Annotated in this window: 19 protein-coding genes; 7 read left to right on the top strand and 12 right to left on the bottom strand. The window is 40.0% G+C overall.

Features of this window, described 5'->3' with window-relative positions; genetic code table 11:
* Positions 1–4: 4 nt before the first annotated feature.
* From CGC64_RS05435 to rpmH, 4 genes are all read right to left on the bottom strand, one after another.
* A complete protein-coding gene (locus tag CGC64_RS05435; protein ID WP_005678989.1) occupies positions 5–979 on the bottom strand; it encodes a D-alanine--D-alanine ligase in 975 nt (324 codons plus the stop codon).
* On the bottom strand, positions 976–2,049 hold the full coding sequence (locus CGC64_RS05430) for an RluA family pseudouridine synthase (protein WP_005678987.1): 1,074 nt from the start codon (positions 2,047–2,049) through the stop codon (positions 976–978). Before CGC64_RS05430 ends, CGC64_RS05435 begins: the two co-directional genes overlap by 4 nt.
* A 26-nt stretch (positions 2,050–2,075) precedes the next feature.
* Positions 2,076–2,726, bottom strand: coding sequence for a PASTA domain-containing protein (locus tag CGC64_RS05425; protein WP_005678986.1), 651 nt, complete (start codon positions 2,724–2,726; stop codon positions 2,076–2,078).
* Positions 2,727–3,099: 373 nt separating this feature from the next.
* A complete protein-coding gene (gene rpmH, locus CGC64_RS05415; RefSeq protein ID WP_005678985.1) occupies positions 3,100–3,261 on the bottom strand; it encodes a 50S ribosomal protein L34 in 162 nt (53 codons plus the stop codon).
* 193 nt (positions 3,262–3,454) lie between these two features.
* Between rpmH and efp the strand changes: the two genes are divergently transcribed.
* Entirely contained in the window at positions 3,455–4,021 is a 567-nt protein-coding gene (efp, locus tag CGC64_RS05410) for an elongation factor P (RefSeq protein WP_005678984.1), read from the top strand.
* A 102-nt stretch (positions 4,022–4,123) separates the two neighbouring features.
* Positions 4,124–5,524: an alkaline phosphatase gene (locus tag CGC64_RS05405; RefSeq protein WP_005678982.1), complete on the top strand. Its 1,401-nt coding sequence runs from the start codon at positions 4,124–4,126 to the stop codon at positions 5,522–5,524.
* 78 nt (positions 5,525–5,602) lie between these two features.
* Here CGC64_RS05405 and CGC64_RS05400 read toward each other — a convergent pair whose 3' ends face one another.
* From CGC64_RS05400 to pta, 6 genes are all read right to left on the bottom strand, one after another.
* On the bottom strand, positions 5,603–6,367 hold the full coding sequence (locus tag CGC64_RS05400; RefSeq protein WP_005678980.1) for a UDP-2,3-diacylglucosamine diphosphatase: 765 nt from the start codon (positions 6,365–6,367) through the stop codon (positions 5,603–5,605).
* Positions 6,364–6,675 carry a metal-sulfur cluster assembly factor gene (locus tag CGC64_RS05395; protein ID WP_005678979.1) on the bottom strand — a complete coding sequence of 104 codons (312 nt, stop codon included), beginning with the start codon at positions 6,673–6,675 and terminating at the stop codon, positions 6,364–6,366. The genes CGC64_RS05400 and CGC64_RS05395 overlap by 4 nt, the downstream gene beginning before the upstream one ends.
* 115 nt (positions 6,676–6,790) lie before the next feature.
* Positions 6,791–7,486 carry a RadC family protein gene (gene radC, locus CGC64_RS05390; RefSeq protein ID WP_005678978.1) on the bottom strand — a complete coding sequence of 232 codons (696 nt, stop codon included), beginning with the start codon at positions 7,484–7,486 and terminating at the stop codon, positions 6,791–6,793.
* Positions 7,487–7,800: 314 nt separating this feature from the next.
* Positions 7,801–8,790, bottom strand: a complete 990-nt coding sequence (locus tag CGC64_RS05385; protein WP_005678977.1) for a glycosyltransferase — start codon at positions 8,788–8,790, stop codon at positions 7,801–7,803.
* A gap of 141 nt (positions 8,791–8,931) precedes the next feature.
* The gene (locus tag CGC64_RS05380; RefSeq protein WP_005678976.1) at positions 8,932–10,131 is read right to left on the bottom strand and encodes an acetate kinase; all 1,200 of its coding nucleotides are present in this window, start codon (positions 10,129–10,131) and stop codon (positions 8,932–8,934) included.
* A gap of 27 nt (positions 10,132–10,158) precedes the next feature.
* Positions 10,159–11,178: a phosphate acetyltransferase gene (gene pta, locus CGC64_RS05375; protein WP_005678975.1), complete on the bottom strand. Its 1,020-nt coding sequence runs from the start codon at positions 11,176–11,178 to the stop codon at positions 10,159–10,161.
* Positions 11,179–11,372: 194 nt separating this feature from the next.
* Between pta and CGC64_RS05370 the strand changes: the two genes are divergently transcribed.
* The 4 genes from CGC64_RS05370 (at position 11,373) to CGC64_RS05355 (ending at position 15,652) form a co-directional block, all read left to right on the top strand.
* Complete coding sequence (locus tag CGC64_RS05370; protein ID WP_005678974.1) at positions 11,373–11,816, top strand: CidA/LrgA family protein; 444 nt, start codon at positions 11,373–11,375, stop codon at positions 11,814–11,816.
* Positions 11,813–12,508, top strand: a complete 696-nt coding sequence (locus tag CGC64_RS05365; protein ID WP_005678972.1) for an LrgB family protein — start codon at positions 11,813–11,815, stop codon at positions 12,506–12,508. Before CGC64_RS05370 ends, CGC64_RS05365 begins: the two co-directional genes overlap by 4 nt.
* Before the next feature lie 61 nt (positions 12,509–12,569).
* Positions 12,570–13,457, top strand: coding sequence for a DUF2156 domain-containing protein (locus CGC64_RS05360; protein ID WP_005678970.1), 888 nt, complete (start codon positions 12,570–12,572; stop codon positions 13,455–13,457).
* A gap of 11 nt (positions 13,458–13,468) precedes the next feature.
* Positions 13,469–15,652, top strand: coding sequence for a GNAT family N-acetyltransferase (locus tag CGC64_RS05355; protein WP_005678969.1), 2,184 nt, complete (start codon positions 13,469–13,471; stop codon positions 15,650–15,652).
* A gap of 94 nt (positions 15,653–15,746) precedes the next feature.
* Here CGC64_RS05355 and CGC64_RS05350 read toward each other — a convergent pair whose 3' ends face one another.
* Positions 15,747–16,589, bottom strand: coding sequence for a TonB family protein (locus CGC64_RS05350; protein WP_005678968.1), 843 nt, complete (start codon positions 16,587–16,589; stop codon positions 15,747–15,749).
* A gap of 151 nt (positions 16,590–16,740) precedes the next feature.
* On the opposite strand from CGC64_RS05350, the gene CGC64_RS05345 reads away from it, so the two are divergent.
* The gene (locus CGC64_RS05345; protein ID WP_005678967.1) at positions 16,741–17,751 is read left to right on the top strand and encodes a GNAT family N-acetyltransferase; all 1,011 of its coding nucleotides are present in this window, start codon (positions 16,741–16,743) and stop codon (positions 17,749–17,751) included.
* Between the two features lie 11 nt (positions 17,752–17,762).
* Here CGC64_RS05345 and CGC64_RS05340 read toward each other — a convergent pair whose 3' ends face one another.
* A complete protein-coding gene (locus CGC64_RS05340; RefSeq protein ID WP_005678966.1) occupies positions 17,763–18,896 on the bottom strand; it encodes a glycoside hydrolase family 88/105 protein in 1,134 nt (377 codons plus the stop codon).
* Between the last annotated feature and the right edge of the window lie 3 nt (positions 18,897–18,899).

The raw sequence follows: 18,899 nt of genomic DNA, 5'->3' as shown, positions 1-18,899 counted from the left end.
GTAATTAAAATTTATTTTCGATAATATCAGTCATCACATCCTTTATCTCCAGACCGGCAGCACGTACTTGCTGGGGAATAAAACTTGTCGCAGTCATTCCCGGAGTGGTATTCACTTCAAGAAGATTAATCTTTTCACCGGCTGTAACAATATAATCCACACGGATAATGCCGGAACAACCCAATATATCATAGATAGCCGAAGTCAACATCTGCACCCGGTCGGTCAGTTCGTCCGAAATGCGTGCAGGAGTTATCTCGTCTACCTGCCCATTATATTTAGCATCATAATCGAAAAACTCATTATGAGTCACTACTTCCGTAGGCGGAAAAACCACTGACTTTTCCTTGGTTTTATAACAACCGCAAGTCAATTCCGTACCTTCCATAAAAGCTTCCACAAGCACTTCTTCCGCCTCACCGAAAGCTTTAACAATAGCCGGTTGGATTTGTTCTTTCGTCTTCACCTTCGTAACTCCAAAACTGGAGCCACCCAGACTTGGTTTGATAAAGCAAGGCAAACCAATCTTTTCCAAGACATCCTCGTCGGACACCGATTGTCCCTGACGCAATAACAATGATTCGGCAATACGCACTCCAAAGGCTTTCAGATATTGATTGCAAGCGAACTTATCATAGGTAATGGCAGCTGCCAACACTCCACAACAAGAATACGGAATACGCATCATATCGAAATAACCTTGCAAACGTCCATCCTCACCCGGCGTACCGTGAATGGTGATATAAGCAAAATCGAACACAACCTTTTCCGTTCCGTTCATAAAACTAAAGTCATTTCTGTCTACCGGTACTTTATTTCCGTCCGGTAATTGTACCTCCCAGCGACGGCCCTCCATCTCTACGATGTACAAATTATACTTTTCCTTGTCAATAAAGGAGTAAATGCCCTGTGCACTACGCAGGGAAACTACGATTTCAGAGGTATCCCCTCCTGCTACGATAGCAATGTTGCGTTTCATTCTAATTCTCTGTTACTTATATAGCCTCTCCACTTCTCGATAAGCCGGGCCATGTCATCCGGAAGTTCGGAAGTAAAATACATCTCCTCACCAGTGACGGGATGCACAAAGCCCAACGTCATAGCATGCAAAGCCTGTCGGGGACAAGTGTCAAAGCAATTATTTACAAACTGTTTGTACTTACTAAAATGAGTACCTTTCAATATCTCATGACCACCATAACGCTCGTCGTTAAACAGTACGTGCCCGATATGTTTCATGTGAACACGAATCTGATGAGTACGTCCGGTTTCAAGTATGCACTCCACCAAAGTGACATATCCCAACCGTTCCAATACCCGATAATGAGTTACGGCATGTTTTCCTACTGCCGGGTCGGACATCACCGCCATTTGCATCCGGTCCTTCGGATTACGGGCAATGTTACCGACAATCGTTCCTTCATCCTGTTCCACAGTTCCCCACACCAAAGCACGGTACTTGCGTTTGGTTGTCTTATTGAAGAACTGCAATCCCAGATTTGTTTTAGCATCCGGTGTTTTGGCAATCACCAGCAACCCGGAAGTATCTTTATCAATCCGATGAACAAGCCCGACGTGAGGGTCATTAGCATCATAATCAGGCACATCTTTCATGTGCCAGGCCAGTGCATTCACCAAAGTGCCGTGATAGTTTCCGTGTCCCGGATGTACTACCAGCCCTGCAGGCTTATTCACAACCATTACATACTTATCTTCATATACGATATTAAGAGGAATATCTTCAGGAATAATTTCATTTTCATAACGCGGACGATCCATTACCACAGTAATGACATCCAACGGCTTCACCTTATAGCTACTCTTCACCGGCTTGCCGTTAGCCATAACGAATCCGTCTTCGGCAGCCTTCTGAATACGGTTACGCGAAGCGTTGACAATACGTTCGAATAGATATTTGTCGACTCTGACCATCGCCTGCCCCTTATCTACCACTACACGGAAGTGTTCGTAGAGTTGCGATTCGTCACCGACAGGTTCTATATCATCCAAGTCATTTTCCAATTCATCAGGAAGTTCTTCCTCTATCATGCGAGTCTGTTTCTGTTGTTTATCAATTAAAACCAACTATCATCTTGTGTGGATGATGATTCTGACGCCACCGGCTCTTCCGTGTCTAGATCGATATCAATAGAATCTTCTTCCACTGTATCACCGGCTCCATCTCCTACCATTAATGTCAAGGAGGCTCCCATAGGGATTTTCTCCCCTGCCGTTAATTGGCGTCCCTGATATTTCACACCATACACCCAGTCTTTCTCTCCATTGACCAACTGTACTTCGTTCAATTTAAACCCGGCACTCAGCAACTTAGCCTGTGCTTGGCGAAGCGAACTGTTATCAGCAACATCCGGAATCACACGCAACGGCACATCCAAGGTATTAACCGTCAGATAGACCGTACGTCCTTCTTTAACTTTCTCACCGGCCCCCGGCTTCAGTTCAAGAATAATTCCTGCCGCTTTATCCTTAACATACTTAGTATCCGAGATCACCGCCACCAATCCACGATTGCGGAACATCTTTGCAGCCTCTTCCGTAGTCATACCTTTCACATCAGGCACAACCACAGTTTCTCCATGATGGGTGTACACATCCATCCATTTCAGCACACCGAATATCATTACTACCACTACCACAATCATGGCAACAATATTCAGCCAGAAAAATTTATTTGTTTTAAAAGAAAAGAATTCTTTAATAGTCATACGCTTTGCTGTTAATATGCGCCAAAGATACGACAAAATAGTTGAATTTTTGAATAGTAGGCAATGAAAAATGTCCTACCTCATGATGTTAGGACACTTATCATTGCCGGAATTGTTGCAACTATAATCCCCACTCCTATAGATTTCAACAACCTTATTATTTTCATCCGGGGGGTTCATTTCCCGAATATATTCCCATATTATACACAGCTTGTCTACAAATACTGATTCATATCACAAAGAAAAGCAAAAAAGCAACAAACAAGAATAAACAGCTGAATGTTTTAACATTCTATTAGCAAATTAAAAATCAGAAGAAACAAAAAGGCGAAGAATAACTCTTCGCCTTTTTGTTTCTTCTGATGACTAGTGATTACCACTTCTGTCCATTGTACTCATCAGAAACAGTCAGTTTCTTTCTGCCTTTTGCACGGCGAGCAGCTAATACTCTACGACCATTAGCCGATGCCATTCTCTCACGGAAACCGTGTTTGTTTTTTCTCTTTCTGTTAGAGGGTTGAAATGTTCTTTTCATTACTGTATCTTGTTTTTTATGTTATTATTCTACGTAATCGGGCTGCAAAAATAGGCACTTTTTTTAAATTAACCAAGAGATAACTCATTTTTGCTCAAAAGTTTTTGTGTTTTTTACCGATTTAGATTACTTTTGCATCCGAATTCCTACGAAAACAATTAAATAACAATAATATAATAAGAAGAATAGCAGTATGATTAATGCTCAAGACATCAAAAACGGAACTTGTATCCGTATGGACGGAAAGCTCTATTTCTGTATCGAATTCCTACATGTAAAACCTGGTAAAGGTAATACTTTCATGCGTACAAAACTCAAAGATGTAGTTAGCGGATACGTTCTTGAACGTCGTTTCAACATCGGCGAAAAGTTGGAAGATGTACGTGTAGAACGTCGTCCATATCAGTTTTTGTATAAAGAAGGAGATGATTATATCTTCATGAATCAGGAAACTTTCGACCAACATCCTATCGCTCACGATTTGATTAACGGCGTTGACTTCTTGCTCGAAGGCATGACTTTGGACGTTGTCTCCGATGCTTCTACAGAAACTGTACTCTATGCAGACATGCCTATCAAAGTTCAGATGAAAATCACATATACAGAACCGGGCCTGAAAGGTGATACAGCTACCAACACACTGAAACCGGCAACGGTAGAATCTGGTGCAACAGTACGCGTTCCGTTATTCATCAACGAAGGCGAAACAATTGAAATTGATACACGCGACGGTTCCTACGTAGGACGTGTGAAAGCATAATTGTTATATAAATGACATAAAGAAACGGTGGATTTGCTACGGCATCTCCACCGTTTTTTATTAACTTTGTGCCACACTAACTCTATACAAAAATATAAAAGAATGAAAAAGTTAATCTACACGTTATTCTTTGTCCTCATCTCCGTTGTTGCAAACGGTCAGGCAAAGTACGTATTCTATTTCATCGGAGATGGAATGGGAGTCAACCAAGTCAATGGCACAGAGATGTTCCAAGCCGAATTGCAAAACGGGCGTATCGGTGTTGAGCCACTACTGTTTACACAATTTCCGGTAGCTACTATGGCCACTACTTTTTCCGCTACAAATTCCGTTACCGATTCTGCCGCCGCAGGTACAGCACTCGCCACCGGAAAGAAAACCTACAACCATGCAATTTCCGTGAATGAAGAGAAAAATGCCATACAAACAGTAGCCGAGAAGGCTAAGAAAGCCGGTAAGAAAGTAGGTATCACCACTTCGGTCAGTGTAGACCATGCCACTCCCGCTGCATTTTATGCTCATCAACCGGATCGTAATATGTATTACGAAATCGCTCTAGACCTGCCAAAAGCTAATTTCGATTTCTACGCAGGCGGTGGTTTTCTAAAGCCAACCACTACGTTCGACAACAAAAAGGCTCCGAGCATCTTCCCTATTTTCGAAGAAGCCGGTTACACCGTAGCACGCGGTTACAATGATTACAAAGCAAAATCCCAGAATGCCGAAAAGATGATATTGATACAGGAAGAAGGAGCAAATCCTTCCTGTTTGCCTTATGCTATCGACCGTAAAGACAATGATCTGACTCTTGCCCAAATCACCGAAAGTGCTATTGACTTTCTGACTAAAGGTAAAAATAAAGGCTTTTTCTTAATGGTAGAAGGCGGAAAAATCGACTGGGCTTGCCATGCAAATGACGCAGCTACTGTATTCAATGAAGTAAAAGACATGGATAATGCTATCAAAGTAGCGTATGAATTCTACAAGAAACACCCGAAAGAAACTCTTATCGTAGTAACAGCCGATCACGAAACCGGTGGTATCGTATTAGGTACAGGCAAATATGCATTGAACCTGAAAGCACTTCAACATCAGAAACATTCTGCTGACGGCCTTTCCAAACGTATCAGCGAACTAAGAAAATCCAAAGGAAACAAAGTGACTTGGGAAGATATGAAAATATTCCTTGGTGAAGAAATGGGCTTTTGGAAACAATTCCCTATTTCTTGGGAGCAAGAAAAGAAGTTACGCGACGAATTTGAGAAGTCATTCATCAAAAACAAAGTAGTATTTGCTGAAAGTATGTATTCCAAAAGTGAACCAATGGCTGCATGTGCCAAAGAAGTAATGGACGAAATCTCCATGGTAGGCTGGGTAAGCGGCGGCCATTCAGCAGGTTTTGTTCCTGTATTCGCTATCGGGGCAGGTTCTCACTTGTTCAGTGAAAAAATAGACAATACGGAGATTCCCAAAAGAATTGCTAAAGCGGCAGGGTACAAATAAGATATTAAATAATAAGTATTAAGTATTAGTTTGCGCTATAACTGCATAGAATTAATGCTTAATACTTATTATTTATTTCTAAGCTTGTGTCTCTCCTTCTATATAATCTTCAAGGAAAAGGTTTTCGCCGTCGAATACTGCATATGAAAAATAATTAATCCAGTCCCCAAGAATCAACACGCGTGAAGTGGTACTCAACATCAGATCCAGTTCAATGTGACGATGACCATAAATAAAGAAGTTGATATTAGGATGACTTTTCAGATACTCCTTCGTATATAGTACCAGATGTTCCTGGTTTTCTCCCATATAATCCGGTTCCTTTCCGTCAGCCCGTTTCTGTCGGCTGTGTTTTGCCCATGTCAATCCCAATTCCACACTCCAACGAGGATGAAGGGCGGAAAATAGGGTCTGCAATGTTTTGCTGTGAAACATGGAACGAAGTAATTTGAACTTTTTATCCGGGTCACCAAGTCCGTCACCATGAGCAAGATAGAACTCTTTTCCATAGATCTCAGTAGTCAATGGTTCACGGTGCATAATGACACCACACTCTTTGGTAAGATAATCTCCGCACCAAATATCATGGTTACCGGTAAAGAAATGTACTTCTACTCCCATATCCGTCAGCTCGGAAATTTTCCCCAGGAAACGGGTGTAACCCTTAGGTACGACCAACCGGAATTCATACCAGAAGTCGAACATATCTCCCAGCAGATAAACGGCAGCTGCCTTGTGCTTTATACTATCAAGAAAATTCACCAAACGCCGTTCCTGTGTACGCCCATGTTCAATAGCACGGGAACCAAGATGTGCATCGGAAAGGAAATAGACATTCTTCATAAAAAACCCAGTTCCAGTTTAGCCTCCTCACTCATCATATCCTTATCCCATTCCGGTTCAAACACCAGATTAATGGTAGCCGAGTTCACTCCTTCCACAGATTCTATCTTCTGGCGAATATCTTCCATGATAAAATCAGCGGCTGGACAGTTCGGTGCTGTCAGTGTCATATCCAGCACCACTTCCCCATTATCAGAGACATCTATCTTATAGATCAGCCCAAGATCGTATACATTCACCGGGATTTCCGGATCGTACACAGTTTTTAGCATGGCTACAATCTTTTCTTCTATTTCAAACTTTTCCATACGTTCTTATTTATGTATTGCAAAGATAGAGATAAAAAATTAGACACGGAATGCGTACCTAACTAAAAAACATACCGAGAGACTAAATTGTTGCGGGAAATATTCATCAATCGTTTCAGAGCAGCCCTTCATCTGCAAAGCTGTAAAAGCCGTCCTCACAGACTATGACATGGTCTATCAGGCGAATATTCATCGTATCCGCCGCTTTACGGATATGTTCCGTCAATGTCCTGTCAGGCTGGCTAGGCTGAATATTTCCGGAAGGGTGATTGTGCACCACAGCTATTTGTGTAGCCCTTTGCATCAATGCTTCCCGAAGAATGGAACGCACATCGGCATAAGTACCGTCTATACCGCCGGAACTGATACGTATCTTATCAATCAGTTTCGTTGCCTGATTCAACAACAGTACCCAGAACTCTTCTTGCGCCAGGTCGCACATTAGTGGTTGAAAAATCTCGTAGATATCTTTTGAGCAGGTGATCCGAAGTCTCTCTCTGATGTTTTGCAATTTCCGCCGCTTGCCTAATTCAAGGGCGGCCATAACCGTAATGCTCTTTGCCGGTCCCATTCCTTTAAAACGGGAATAGTCGCACACTTCCCACTTCGCCAAAGTATTCAGGTTATTATCACAGGACAAAAGCAGGCGTCGCATCAGTTCGACAGCGCTTTCTTCCGTATTCCCGGAGCCTATTAATATAGCGAGTAGTTCGGCGTCACTCAATGCGGCTGCTCCCTTCTCTATCATTTTCTCCCGCGGACGATCCTCCGGTGCCCATTGGTTGATAGATAACTTGTGTTTGTTTTCCATTTTCTATGTTTTGAAAGTGTAAAGGTAGACTTATTTTATTTAATGGCAGGGGATATAGAAAAGAAAATAAAATACCGGTGGTATTTCCCTATAGGAAACTGAAAGTTTCAAGCCTTGGGAACTTTAGTTTCAAGCGTCTGAAACTAAAGTTTCTCCATGATGAAACTAAAGTTTCCCACCGGTGAAACTATAGTTTCTCTACGGCGAAACCAAAGGTTCCAATGCATGAAACTATTGGTTTTGCCGTATTAATTTATAGTCATATAAGTATCCTAGTTCATAACCGTGAAGACACAATTCAGAATCATACGAGTTTACTTATAAAAGTTCTTTTGAAATGCTTCAAACTCATCTTTTCCTCTGATGCAACGTTGCCACCATGCACGCCAGAAACCTGTACCGTAGCCTATAAGCTGAATAAATGCGGCAGCAATGGAATATATTCCGATACTTAAACTCTTATTTTGAATCGTCGAGTCTATGCAGACCAACAGTGCATAAAGAAGAATAGGCGTGAAACTAAACAGACAAAACGGTGTCCCCAATAATAAAACAGCTACTCCTAATGTAAAGACCGCCGGGAGCAGATGCACCAGTTTCAACGAATCAGGGTACTTCTTGTAAAGATTGATACGGGCAATACCGGAGTTGTGCACTTGTTTGAAGAATTTCTTCAAGTCTGTCCGGCGCTTGTGATATACCCAGGCATCCGGAAAAAGGCGACAGGTATAACCACCTTTAAAAATACGGATGCTGAAATCAATATCCTCGCCGAAACGCATCTTTGAGAATCCTCCCAAGGTTTCATACACCGTCCGACGTACCCCCATATTGAAACTACGGGGATAGAATTTATCCATTTTCTTTTTTCCGCCACGAATACCTCCCGTTGTGAAAAAAGAAGTCATGGAATAATTAATCGCTTTCTGGATATCCGTAAAGGAATCGTGTGCGCGGTCGGGACCTCCGAAAGCATCGGCAGGAGAAGCGAGAAGTTCCGCCTCGATGGCATCGAAATATCTCTCGGGGAGAATCACATCAGAATCCAGTATAATAAGGTATTCACCCTCGCTGCGTTCCGCTCCGTAGTTACGTGTTTGCCCCGGTCCTGAATTTGGCTTAGAGAAATATTTGATATTCAACCGGTCAATATAGCGGTCTGTTACTTCTTTGCAGGGAATGGAAGAACCGTCTTCCACTACAACAACTTCAAAATCTTTAAAGTACTGTGCCGTGAGACTTTGTAATAGTTCATCCACTTCATCGGGACGATTGTAAACGGGGATTATGACAGAGTAACGCATAGTAAAATACTGGATATAACTGTTTGATATGCAAAGTAAAGGAAAAAAAATGAGACTGATACAGGAATGATAAATTTCTATTCATTAAAAAAGGCGACACTTGTATAGAGCCGCCTTATCATATATACAAAAGTATGTTTATTACTTATTCAGAATATCCATTGTATCCGAAGCAATCAGCAATTCTTCATCTGTCGGAATCACTACCACTTTTACCTTAGAAGCAGGAGTAGAAATGACTGCTTCCTCACCGCGAACCTTAGCATTCACGTCATTATCAAGTTCGATACCCATGAATTCCATGTCTTTACAAACTTCACGACGACATTCCATCTGGTTCTCACCTACACCACCTGTAAACAAGATGATATCCACACCACCTAATGCAGCAGCATAAGCACCAATGTATTTCTTGATACGATAATAGTACATCTTCTCAGCCAGAATTGCTTTTTCATTACCGGCAGCACAAGCAGCCAATAATTCACGCATATCGCTTGATACTCCGGAAATACCCAATACACCGCTCTTCTTATTCAGCAAATTAGAAACTCCTGTTGTATTCAAGCCTTCCTTTTCCATGATAAATGTCACTGCACCGGCGTCAATATCACCACTACGAGTTCCCATCATCAAACCTTCCAATGGAGTCAGTCCCATTGTAGTATCAATACATTTACCGTCTTTGATAGCAGCAATAGAGCCGCCATTACCGATGTGGCAAGTGATAATTTTCTTTCCTTCCGGATTCACACCCAGAAATTCACACACACGTTTTGATACATAACGGTGAGAAGTTCCGTGAAAGCCATAACGACGTACACCATATTTCTCGTACAATTCGTAAGGGATAGCATACATGTAAGCATAATCCGGCATAGTCTGGTGGAAAGCTGTGTCAAATACGCCTACCTGCGGAATATTAGGAAGAATAGCGGAAACTGCGTTTACTCCTTTCAAGTTGGCAGGATTGTGAAGTGGAGCCAAGTCGTTACAAGCAGTAAATGCTTCCAATACCTCTTTATTCAGCAATACAGATTCGCTGAAACGTTCTCCCCCGTGTACCATACGATGACCTACGGCATTGATTTCATCCAATGACTTGATAGCTCCATATTCAGGGCTAATCAATGTATTCAGGATAAACTCCACACCCACTGTATGCTCCGGAATATCTTTTTCCAGGATTTTCTTTTCACCATTCGGCAAAGTCAATTTCAGGAATGAACCCTTCAGACCGATTTTTTCAATACCACCTTGAGCAATTACCTCTTTGGTGGTCATGTCGAACAATTTGTATTTAATAGATGAACTACCACAGTTCAATACTAAAATCTTCATATCGTTTTATTATTTAATATCCGTTATTTATTTGTTAGCTTTTGCTGCAATAGCTTGATTAGCAGTGATAGCAATCATACGGTAAACGTCTTCGATAGAGCAACCGCGTGACAGGTCGTTCACCGGGCAAGCAATTCCCTGGAGAATCGGGCCGATAGCGTCAGCATGTCCCAAACGTTGTACCAGTTTATAAGAAATATTTCCTACTTCCAAGCTCGGAACAATCAGAACGTTTGCCTGTCCGGCTACGTCTGAACCCGGAGCCTTACTTGCACCCACTTCAGGAACAAGAGCAGCATCTGCCTGCATTTCACCATCCAAGTCGAGAGTCGGAGCCATTTCTTTAGCGATCTTCGTAGCTTCCACGACTTTGTCTACCACTTCATGTTTTGCAGAACCCTTCGTAGAGAAGCTCAACAGGGCAACTTTCGGATTTTCGATACCTGCCACAGCTTTAGCTGTTTGAGCTGTGCACACAGCAATCTGAGCTAACTGGTTAGCATCCGGTACCGGAGTAACAGCAACATCGCCCATTACCAAAATTCCATTCTTTCCATATTCAGGAGCGTGAGTTAGCAACAACATTGCACCTGATACACAAGTGATTCCGGGCGCTGTCTTGATAATCTGCAAAGCAGGACGCAATACATTACCAGTAGTGTTGCGTGCACCAGCCAACTGGCCATCAGCATCACCGCTCTTAATCATTAAACAACCATAGAACAAAGGATCATTCGTCAACTTACGAGCTTCTTCAATAGTCATTCCTTTCTTTTTACGAAGTTCACACAGCAATTGTGCATATTCTTCGTGTTTCGGAGAAGTCTCAGGATCAATAATAGTAGCTTTACCAATGTTGCCCAATCCCCATTTTACAGCAAGTTCGATGATTTCTGCCGGTTTACCCAGTAGAATAAGGTCAGCAACTTCATCTGTCAAAATCTGATTGGCAGCTTTTAATGTGCGTTCTTCAGTTCCTTCAGGAAGAACAATACGCTGGCGGTTTGCTTTCGCACGCGCCACGATTTGGTTGATTAAATTGAGCATAGAAATATTGAATAATGTTATAAAACCTGGTTACAATTTATAATTTACGGTACAAAAGTACTCAATTTTGTAATATACACATTACAAATCCGCCCATTTTTCGAACCCAAGTCTAAAATATTATAATATTTAACACTGTACTTCTATTTTTTCTACCTTTGCAGCGTTTTCAAACAAATCAATAGGTAATTAGTATGATACGTCAGTGCGCCATTTTATTTGGCTGTTTGGCTTTGGGTGAATTAATAGTTTATCTTACAGGCATCAAACTTCCCTCCAGCATCATAGGCATGCTGCTGCTCACCCTTTTTTTGAAATTAGGTTGGATTAAACTACACTGGGTGCAGGGCTTATCCGACTTTCTGGTAGCTAACTTAGGTTTCTTTTTCGTTCCGCCCGGAGTGGCGCTTATGCTATATTTTGATGTAATTGCTGCCGAATTCTGGCCGATAGTGATAGCAACAATTGTCAGTACCGCCCTTGTGCTAGTCGTTACGGGTTGGGTACACCAGATTGTTCGTAAGTTCAGGCTGGCGCGCCAAATAAAACTGGCGCGTAAACTTCATTTACCGGATCTCCATCTATCGGACAGACTTCGTTTAAAAGATAAAATCAACTTAATGAATAAAGACAAATGAGCTTTTTAGAAAATGACTTTTTCCTGTTAGCTGTCACTTTCGGGATTTTCTTCTTCGCCAAACTACTCCAGAAGAAAACAGGACTGGTATTGCTAAACCCGATATTACTTACAATCGCAGTGCTTATTATTTTTCTTAAAATGACACATATCTCTTATGAGACTTACAACAAAGGCGGACATCTTATCGAATTTTGGTTACGTCCGGCAGTTGTAGCTTTAGGTGTGCCCTTATATCTTCAGTTGGAAATGATAAAGAAACAACTTTTACCGATTCTTCTGTCCCAACTGGCAGGATGTATTGTCGGAGTTATTTCAGTAGTGCTGATAGCCAAACTCATGAGAGCTTCGCAGGAGGTTATTCTTTCACTGGCTCCAAAATCCGTCACTACGCCGATTGCCATGGAAGTAACCAAAGCTATCGGAGGTATTCCGTCACTCACTGCGGCTGTCGTGGTTGCAGTAGGCTTACTAGGCGCTATTTGCGGTTTTAAAACGATGAAAATCATGCATGTAGGTAGCCCGATAGCACAAGGTCTCTCAATGGGAACGGCTGCACATGCGGTCGGAACCTCCACTGCAATGGATATCAGTAGTAAATATGGAGCGTATGCCAGCTTGGGCCTAACCTTGAATGGAATATTCACAGCATTACTGACACCTACTATCCTTCGATTATTGGGTGTTTTGTAATTGAATTGAACAATTTCAAGCAATAATCCGTTATTGAGAAACAAACCAATATTGTCAAATCATGTTAGACTTTCAACCAATCACAATAGAATCTTTCCACGATATTCTCCCATACCTAAAACAACAAACGTACAGAACTTGTGACTTTACAATAGGAGGTATATATATGTGGATTGATTATTTCCAATATGAATATTGTATTGCTGATGATTTACTATTCATCAAAGGATATGCTGAAAATGAAAACAAGAAACTATCTTTTACTATACCTATCGGAGCTTCCTCTTTGTCACATGGTATCTCACTGCTAAAGGAATATTGTGACAATCATCATTTACCGCTATTTTTATCGGCAGTTCCTGAAGAAGGTAAAAGACAAATAGAAATGCTATTTTCATGTCAGTCTACGCCTCTACCTGATTGGAGTGACTATTTATATGACCAGAAAGACTTGTCCATTTTACCAGGCCGAAGATTTAACAAAAAGAGGAATCGAGTTAATAAATTCTACAAAGAATACACTAACATCAGCTATGAACCGATCACGATAAACAATATAGAAGCAGTAAAACAGTTTTTTCGCGAATTTTATAGTATAAATCAAAAAGAAAGTCTTTATTTTGCATATGAGGAAGAGATGGTCAATCAAGTACTCAACAACTATTTTAAGTTGAACTTTACGGGTGGGATATTAAAAGCTGAAGGTTGCATTATCGGATTCAGTATAGGCGAAATAATCAATGATACGTTATTCGTCCATATCGAGAAGGCACTCAAACAATATTCCGGAGCATACGAAACTATCAATTTTTTGTTCGCTCAAAATGCTATCACACCTGAAGTTCTTTATATCAATAGAGAAGAAGATGTCGGAGATGTCGGTTTGAGAAAGGCTAAATTGTCCTATAACCCGATCCATATATTGACAAAGTATAATATCATTTTATAATAATAAGTTACATGATAATTAAACCTATAAAAATAGCAGATATAGACATTGTTGCCCAAGTAGCTGCCGAATGTTTTGCCGACGATCATTTTTATGCTAGCCTACATAGTGACAGGGAACAAAGAAAAGAACTTCTCAAGAAACTTTTTATAGAAAGTATCCATATTTGTATCCTTCATGGACATGCTTATTTTTATGAATCAAAAGGAGAATGCATAGCTTTTGCATTATGGTTTAATTATAACCGGCTCAAAAAATTAGACATTAAAGCATTTAATCATATATTTACTTCTACAGACAACCATTTAGAAGGTAAACTCAAAGAAGAATTACATTCCATTGAAAATATCTTAAATGGCAGTCGTGAATACTTTTATTTACTCGCTATCGGAGTAACGCCTTCTCATCGAAGACAGGGTATAGCCACAACATTAGTTAGAAAAATGTTAGATACATATCCTCAATACAATTTATTCGCAGATGTTTCCAATCAACGTTCTCTTAAAATATATGAACAATTAGGGTTCGAAATTCTGGAAAAGTCAGGAAGCTGTACTTTTATCCGTTTACTTAGTCAACAAAAAGACTACTGTATACCAGAAGATAATAATATTTATCTAGCAATACCAAATACTTGCTCTGCAGAATCATTTTTCAACAAGAAAGTCAAATCCCAGCCAATCACTTTGCCATATATGGAAGTGATAGAAACAGGTTGTCCTTTCTTTCGCCAGTCTCTTTATCAGTCTTGTCCCGCTCGACTAATAAAAATTAGTTATATTGAATTACTGCGTTATCAGCGTTTTATCAATATTCTCAATTTTCAGGAAATAGAATTAACGATTGACAATACTTCATGCTTAGTATATGTTTATTCCGGGCATGATGAGAGAAACATTATATACAATAACGAGATACATCATTCACTTTACTGTAAACAATGTGAATGGTCAATCGTCCCAGATGTATATATATCTGTTCCTATTCTTTATAACAATATAGACAAACTTATTCAGACTCACAATCAGCATGATGAATTTACAATTAACCGGGTATTAACATCATTAGACTTTCGAACAACATACGAAGCCGGCATACCTGTCAAAGACCTTGACAGCAGATGCTTCAAATATAGAATTCACCGTTTCTATTTAGGAAAAGTTACAGTACAGATCCAATCCGAGGATCAGATTTCATTTAACGGACTAGCCAACAAAATAAATATTGGTACACCTGTAGAAATCGGATTAATTATTTCCGTTGATGAAATGACCCAATGCGGTGTTTTACACCTTATTTCTTTATCATGCGGATTGCCAATCACCCAGTTATTGGATTCTGTTTCTAGAAATCAAATCAATATCATAAAGGCTACTTCTCAATCTGAGAATTTTTACCAATATATTAAAAATGAATTTGATCTTGAAAAAAAAGGTACAGCTAAAAGTTTTATTACCATTCCTCAAAAAAGGGAAGAAATTGGTAATGACTTATTAGCTTCCATGTTATTTTGTGAAACACTCTATGAAGACAATGAGTCTATCGGAAAAGTGGCAGATAAAGAAATTGTTCAGAAATTAGTATCACCGACCGGAATTGCTCAATATAACTATGCATGCGTTTTTGCCCATACTAACATAGTAATGCAAATTTCCGACACTCTGCAAGGAAGTGTTACCGAACGAATTATAAAAGAATCTATCACTCTTTTTTACATAGAACTAATTCTTTTTGAAGAAGCTGCCATCTATATAGCTGATGACAGAATTGTCAACTTCCTTACTCAACTTGATCAATACAGTCCTAACCAAGTATTAAAGAATATCAATCTTATTATCAGTAACCACGTACGCACTATTGAATTTTGGGATATACAAATGAATTACCCTTCCTCGAAAAAGTCCGTTGACGACATACGTAGAGCCTTTAAAATCAGAAAGGAGCAAGAAAAGATTGAATGTAATAAAGCACAGTTATTAACTATTCATCAAATTAGAAGCGCTATTGTAGATCGTACCGAAGCCTCCATATTATCTGCTGCCGGTATTATACTAACCGTCATTTCTGTCATAGATATAATAACCGACACATCCAAAAGTCCGATATTATCAGTCGTAGCCTTACTTGTTGGTATATTATTATTGATTAAACGTTCTATTTTTCAAAGAATAATTTCAGTGTCTCGCATCAAATAATTTATATAAGAAAAAAATAAAGAGCAAGTTCAATTGAAAAGTAAAACTTGCTCTTTTAGGAATATCTAAAGGCGGTATATACAGAACAGCCCTATTAATCAGCCATAATCTTTATATCCGGTGACGGAACCCGATACCAATATTCTACTCCCGGTTCTTCTCTTCCCGGGATTTTAAATGTCAACTTAATTAAGTTATCATGCAAGCGTTCAACACTGATTTCGTTTTCAACACCTGCGGGGAAAACTGAGTAAACAGATTTTGTAATGTTCTCCACATAGATACTATCCGACTTTAATTCATATTCGCCCTGAACCAGAATTACCGAACCCATTTTATTAGTATCAATAATGATATTCATGAATGTATTATCGACCGAGATAAATTTCAACAATGGGCCTAGTGACAATCTGTAACCCTTTTCGACCGATTCTACCATACATGTCTGCCATACCCCTTGCATTCTCTTATTCTTTATCTCCTGTCCATTGGGTATCACAAGTTTGAACGGGACATTTTTTGAACTATTTTTTTGTAGACTGAACATAATGGGAACCGTGAATTTCACCTTGACTGTCTTGCCGTCTACTATTCCCGGAGTCCATTTAGGCATTTCTTTTACCACACGTAAAGCCTCTTCATCCAATAAAGGGTCAACACCTCTTATTACCTTTGCCTGACTTAGTGTTCCATCTTCCATAACTACAAACTGAACAATAACACGCCCTGAGATAGCATTTTTCTGTGCTTCCACCGGATATTTGACGTTCGAAGACAAGAACTTCATCATGGCCGGAACGCCACCCGGATACTCCGGCATTTTATCAGGAATCAGGTAAACGCCATTTACATCCACCTTCTGTATCGGTTGCTCCTGTGCAACTAATAGTGAACAAGCAAATAAAGAGATAATCAGACTAAGTAGTTTTGTTTTCATAATATATTAATTTAAGAGTTAGAACAGCAAATCAATTATGCAATAATACCTAAAAAAGAATGAAATCACAAACATTATTGAACATTTCTACTCTCCTCATACATTTTTAAGGTACCTTTGCAGAAATAACGAAAAAAAACCTAAGCATACAATGAAAGAAAAAGTAAAAGCATTATGGAAGTTGTGTTTCGACGATAGTGATCAGTTCATCGATATGTACTTCAGACTACGGTATAAGAGTGAAATAAATGTTGTTATTGAAAGCGGGAACGAAGTGATTTCCGCCCTTCAAATGCTTCCTTACCCCATGAGTTTTTGCGGGAAACAGGTAGCTACTTCTTATATATCCGGCGCCTGCACTCATCCGGACTTTCGGAACAGAGGAGTAATGCGTCAGCTTTTATCACAAGCTTTTGCCCGAATGCTACCGAACGGGATCTTCTTCAGTACACTGATACCGGCAAATCCGTGGCTATTCGATTATTATGCATGCATAGGATATGCTCCGGTGTTTCAATATTCTACGAAAGAAATCATTCTTCCGGAGTTTATTCCTTCCAAAGAAATAAAGGTTGATATCGTGTCCGAATATAAGGAAGAAGTATATTCCTATTTGAATAAGAAACTTGCGGAACGCCCTTGTTGCATCCAGCATACAACAGAAGATTTTGAGGTAATTATGGCTGATCTCGCTATCAGTAATGGTATTTTGCTCGTAGCCAAATTAAATAACGAAATAAACGGAATAGCGATTGTGTATAAAAGAGACGAAAGCGTCATTATCAACGAACTTCTCGTAGAAACTAAAGACGCTGAACATAGTTTATTGTTTCATCTCAAACAACATACCGGATGTAATCGTATGATTCAATTATTACCTCCTGACAAAAAGCAGCCTCAACAAGCATTAGGAATGGCACGCATCATCAATGCAAAAGAAGTTCTACAATTATACGCTGCCACTTTCCCGGAAGATGAAATGCAGATAGAGGTATCAGACAAGCAGTTATCTGTAAATAATGGTTATTACTACTTATGCAAAGGAAAATGTATGTATAGCACCGAACGTTTGCCCGGTGCACACATACAAATGAATATCACTGAATTAACTAACAGAATCCTCCAACCGTTAAATCCCTATATGAGCCTTATGCTGAATTAAAAGTGACTATTTTATTTATTCAGATAACGTACCCGTTCACAAGCTGCCAACAGAAATGCTCCCACTCCAAAATTGGAAGTAGAATTAGCATCTACTACTTGTCCCGGTATAGCCTTTTCGCCGATAGGCTGTACATAACCGATTTTCCCATCAGGTTGAAGGGCAACTGTTATCAAATATTGCCATGCTTTTTCAACTATCGGCTGATATTCGCCGGCATTCAGGAAACCGTTATTAATTCCCCATTGCAGACCATAAGCAAAGAAAGCTGTTCCGCTGGTTTCCGGTCCCGGTGCATGTTGCGGATCAAGCATACTGCGTGTCCAATAACCTTCCGGTTGCTGACAAGCAGCAACAGATTTAGCCAATGTACGGAAACGGTCTATATATTCCTGGCGATATTTATCCGTTTTAGGCAAGTCTTTCAGCACCTTTGCCAGTCCGGCTAATACCCAACCGTCACCGCGTGCCCAAAAATCTTTTTTACCGTTCACACTTTTATGCTTCGGATATACGTATTTTCCATCCCGATAATAAAGTCCGGCTTCTTCGTCGTACATAATACTATCAGCATAAACGAGATATTCATGTAATTTCTCCAGGTAAAGTGGATTCTTGGTGATATTATACATCTTTGTCATCACCGGCATTACCATATACAGTCCATCGGCCCACCACCAATAATCACGGTTAGGTGTACTCATCTGATACTCCATTACTTCGCGGGCACGGGCTATTTTTTGTGTATCCGGCTCCAAATTATATAAATCGGCATAGGTTTGAAAACAAATCTGATAATCTCCGAAAAGTACATAGTCGTCACTTTCTCCATAGCTGTATTTCCAGCAGGTTTTATCGTCCGACTTAGCTCCTTTCCATTGATTATGCTCAGCCCACTCTTTCGAATATTCCAGATATTCCGGTTTCTTTGTCAAGAAATAAACTTCCATATTCCCGGTATGATAGGCGGCATTATCCCAGAAGGACCGACCATGTTCCGGATGATTCATCTGCCAATAGCCATTCACTTTATGAATCATCTCTATCACTTCTCCCGAAGAACCGGTTTTCTTTTCCGCACAACCTGTACATATTGTACTTCCCAAAAGGAAAGCCAAAAAAAGAGTTACATATAAATTCTTCATATT

Origin of the sequence: Bacteroides caccae, assembly GCF_002222615.2 — a bacterium.
Lineage (GTDB): Bacteria > Bacteroidota > Bacteroidia > Bacteroidales > Bacteroidaceae > Bacteroides > Bacteroides caccae.
The sequence above is the reverse complement of the archived record's forward strand: the minus strand, read 5'-3'. Positions and strand labels throughout refer to the sequence as shown.

Excerpts from the sequence above, each read along its gene's own strand:
- CGC64_RS05400 (WP_005678980.1), bottom strand. The coding sequence starts at position 6,367 with ATGAAGAATGTCTATTTCCTTTCCGATGCACATCTTGGTTCCCGTGCT.
- CGC64_RS05355 (WP_005678969.1), top strand. The coding sequence starts at position 13,469 with ATGATAATTAAACCTATAAAAATAGCAGATATAGACATTGTTGCCCAA.
- CGC64_RS05360 (WP_005678970.1), top strand. The coding sequence starts at position 12,570 with ATGTTAGACTTTCAACCAATCACAATAGAATCTTTCCACGATATTCTC.
- CGC64_RS05370 (WP_005678974.1), top strand. The coding sequence starts at position 11,373 with ATGATACGTCAGTGCGCCATTTTATTTGGCTGTTTGGCTTTGGGTGAA.
- CGC64_RS05380 (WP_005678976.1), bottom strand. The coding sequence starts at position 10,131 with ATGAAGATTTTAGTATTGAACTGTGGTAGTTCATCTATTAAATACAAA.
- efp (WP_005678984.1), top strand. The coding sequence starts at position 3,455 with ATGATTAATGCTCAAGACATCAAAAACGGAACTTGTATCCGTATGGAC.
- CGC64_RS05350 (WP_005678968.1), bottom strand. The coding sequence starts at position 16,589 with ATGAAAACAAAACTACTTAGTCTGATTATCTCTTTATTTGCTTGTTCA.
- CGC64_RS05345 (WP_005678967.1), top strand. The coding sequence starts at position 16,741 with ATGAAAGAAAAAGTAAAAGCATTATGGAAGTTGTGTTTCGACGATAGT.
- CGC64_RS05340 (WP_005678966.1), bottom strand. The coding sequence starts at position 18,896 with ATGAAGAATTTATATGTAACTCTTTTTTTGGCTTTCCTTTTGGGAAGT.
- CGC64_RS05395 (WP_005678979.1), bottom strand. The coding sequence starts at position 6,675 with ATGGAAAAGTTTGAAATAGAAGAAAAGATTGTAGCCATGCTAAAAACT.
- CGC64_RS05365 (WP_005678972.1), top strand. The coding sequence starts at position 11,813 with ATGAGCTTTTTAGAAAATGACTTTTTCCTGTTAGCTGTCACTTTCGGG.
- CGC64_RS05435 (WP_005678989.1), bottom strand. The coding sequence starts at position 979 with ATGAAACGCAACATTGCTATCGTAGCAGGAGGGGATACCTCTGAAATC.
- rpmH (WP_005678985.1), bottom strand. The coding sequence starts at position 3,261 with ATGAAAAGAACATTTCAACCCTCTAACAGAAAGAGAAAAAACAAACAC.
- CGC64_RS05385 (WP_005678977.1), bottom strand. The coding sequence starts at position 8,790 with ATGCGTTACTCTGTCATAATCCCCGTTTACAATCGTCCCGATGAAGTG.
- CGC64_RS05430 (WP_005678987.1), bottom strand. The coding sequence starts at position 2,049 with ATGATAGAGGAAGAACTTCCTGATGAATTGGAAAATGACTTGGATGAT.
- pta (WP_005678975.1), bottom strand. The coding sequence starts at position 11,178 with ATGCTCAATTTAATCAACCAAATCGTGGCGCGTGCGAAAGCAAACCGC.
- CGC64_RS05425 (WP_005678986.1), bottom strand. The coding sequence starts at position 2,726 with ATGACTATTAAAGAATTCTTTTCTTTTAAAACAAATAAATTTTTCTGG.
- radC (WP_005678978.1), bottom strand. The coding sequence starts at position 7,486 with ATGGAAAACAAACACAAGTTATCTATCAACCAATGGGCACCGGAGGAT.
- CGC64_RS05405 (WP_005678982.1), top strand. The coding sequence starts at position 4,124 with ATGAAAAAGTTAATCTACACGTTATTCTTTGTCCTCATCTCCGTTGTT.